This window comes from Cryobacterium sp. Y11, from assembly GCF_002929535.1.
In the GTDB taxonomy this organism is placed as follows: domain Bacteria; phylum Actinomycetota; class Actinomycetes; order Actinomycetales; family Microbacteriaceae; genus Cryobacterium.
Genome location: NZ_PJJO01000023.1, coordinates 1 through 3,108, shown reverse-complemented (window position 1 = coordinate 3,108; position 3,108 = coordinate 1). Strand labels below are relative to the sequence as shown.

Annotated in this window: 1 rRNA gene; it reads right to left on the bottom strand. The window is 57.4% G+C overall.

What is annotated here, in order from left to right:
• A 23S ribosomal RNA gene (locus CXY75_RS00255) occupies positions 1–3,108 on the bottom strand; the annotation flags it as partial.

Here is a 3,108-nt window from a genome sequence, read left to right as displayed (position 1 = left end):
CGGCCGGTTAGCACCAGTTCCCTACACCCATTACTGAGCTTCCAGGTCTGACCTATTGAACCCGTGTTCTGCGGGGGGCCTTATCCCACCAAGTGGGTGAGAAACCTGATCTTGGAGAAGGTTTCCCGCTTAGATGCTTTCAGCGGTTATCCTGACCGAACGTGGCTATCCAGCGGTGCCCCTGGCGGGACAACTGGTGCACCAGAGGTTCGTCCGTCCCGGTCCTCTCGTACTAGGGACAGGTTTCCTCAAGTTTCTGACGCGCGCGGCGGATAGAGACCGAACTGTCTCACGACGTTCTAAACCCAGCTCGCGTGCCGCTTTAATGGGCGAACAGCCCAACCCTTGGGACCTGCTCCAGCCCCAGGATGCGACGAGCCGACATCGAGGTGCCAAACCATCCCGTCGATATGGACTCTTGGGGAAGATCAGCCTGTTATCCCCGGGGTACCTTTTATCCGTTGAGCGACACCCCTTCCACTCGGGGGTGCCGGATCACTAATCCCGACTTTCGTCCCTGCTTGACTTGTAAGTCTCGCAGTCAAGCTCCCTTGTGCATTTACACTCGCCACCTGATTGCCGTCCAGGTTGAGGGAACCTTTGGGCGCCTCCGTTACATTTTAGGAGGCAACCGCCCCAGTTAAACTACCCGCCAGGCACTGTCCCTAAACCCGATTCAGGGTTCGAGGTTAGATGCCCAATACGATCAGAGTGGTATTTCAACAACGACTCCGCCCCAACTGGCGTCGAGGTTTCACAGTCTCCCACCTATCCTACACAAACCGTACCGAACATCAATACCAAGTTGTAGTGAAGGTCCCGGGGTCTTTTCGTCCTGCCGCGCGTAACGAGCATCTTTACTCGTAGTGCAATTTCGCCGAGTCTATGGTTGAGACAGTTGAGAAGTCGTTACGCCATTCGTGCAGGTCGGAACTTACCCGACAAGGAATTTCGCTACCTTAGGATGGTTATAGTTACCACCGCCGTTTACTGGGGCTTAAATTCTCCGCTTCACCCTTGCGGGTTAACGGGTCCTCTTAACCTTCCAGCACCGGGCAGGCGTCAGTCCGTATACATCGTCTTGCGACTTCGCACGGACCTGTGTTTTTAGTAAACAGTCGCTCCTCACTGGTTTCTGCGACCGGATCCCGCTCCCACCGCAAGGGTGTTCACGATATTCCGGTCCCCCTTCTCCCGAAGTTACGGGGGCATTTTGCCGAGTTCCTTAACCATAGTTATCTCGTACGCCTTGGTATGCTCTACCTGACCACCTGTGTCGGTTTGGGGTACGGGCCGTGTGTGTGCTCGCTAGAGGCTTTTCTTGGCAGCAGAGGATCACCGAATTCGCCTCAACCGGCTATGCGTCACCTCTCAGGATTAGTGAGCGACGGATTTGCCTATCGCTCTCCCTACCGGCTTGCCCCAGTGTTACCACTGACTGGTACGGCTACCTTCCTGCGTCACCCCTTCGCTTGACTACTACCAGCGAAGTTCCCACGCAGCCCCAGAACTCCACACCCCCGAAGGGGAGTGATCGATCCGGTTTTGGGTGGTTAGTACCGCTGATTCGTCACGGGCGCCCACACACGGGTACGGGAATATCAACCCGTTGTCCATCGACTACGCCTGTCGGCCTCGCCTTAGGTCCCGACTCACCCTGGGCGGACTGGCCTGGCCCAGGAACCCTTGGTCTTTCGGCGGGCAAGGTTCTCACTTGCCTTGTCGCTACTCATGCCTGCATTCTCACTCCCCCACCCTCCACCACCGGTCACCCGGTGGCTTCGCTGAATGAGGGACGCTCCCCTACCCACACCCACCACAAGGTGGATGTGCCGCGGCTTCGGCGGTGTGCTTGAGCCCCGCTACATTATCGGCGCACAATCACTTGACCAGTGAGCTATTACGCACTCTTTCAAGGGTGGCTGCTTCTAAGCCAACCTCCTGGTTGTCTTTGCGACTGCACATCCTTTCCCACTTAGCACACGCTTGGGGGCCTTAGCCGGCGATCTGGGCTGTTTCCCTTTCGACGTACGGAGCTTATCCCCCGCCGTCTCACTGCCACGCTTTACACCACGGCATTCGGAGTTTGGCTGACGTCAGTAACCTAGTAGGGCCCATCGGCCATCCAGTAGCTCTACCTCCGCGGTGAACCACGCAACGCTGCACCTAAATGCATTTCGGGGAGAACCAGCTATCACGGAGTTTGATTGGCCTTTCACCCCTACCCACAGCTCATCCCCTCAGTCTTCAACCTAAGTGGGTTCGGGCCTCCACGCGGTCTTACCCGCGCTTCACCCTGGCCATGGGTAGATCACTCCGCTTCGGGTCCAGAACACGCCACTATTCACACGCGCGTATGCGCGTGTGGGTCGCCCTATTCAGACTCGCTTTCGCTGCGGCTACCCCACACGGGTTAACCTTGCGACATGTCCCTGACTCGCAGGCTCATTCTTCAAAAGGCACGCCATCACCACCCTCCTCCGGAGAGGAAAAGGAGGCTCTGACGGATTGTAGGCACACGGTTTCAGGTACTCTTTCACTCCCCTCCCGGGGTACTTTTCACCATTCCCTCACGGTACTAATCCGCTATCGGTCATCGAGGAGTATTTAGGCTTACCGGGTGGTCCCGGCGGATTCACAGCGGATTCCACGGGCCCGCTGCTACTCGGGAATTGATACTAGGCAGGTGCCGGGTTTTCGCGTACCGGGCTCTCACCGTCTACGGCAGACCATCCCAGGCCACTTCCGCTAACCACGACACTTTCTGACTGCCTCTCAGCCGGGTAGCGCTGAGACATATCCTCCCACAACCCCGCACACACAACCCCTACCCGGTTACCCATGCGTGCGGTTTAGCCTGTTCCGCGTTCGCTCGCCACTACTTGCGGAATCACAATTGTTTTCTCCTCCTACGGGTACTGAGATGTTTCACTTCCCCGCGTTCCCTCCCGCACCCTATATATTCAGATGCGGGTAGCACGACATCACTCGTGCTGGGTTTCCCCATTCGGAAATCCTCGGATCCACGCTCGGTTGACAGCTCCCCGAGGCATATCGCAGCCTCCCACGTCCTTCATCGGCTCTCGATGCCAAGGCATCCACCATGCG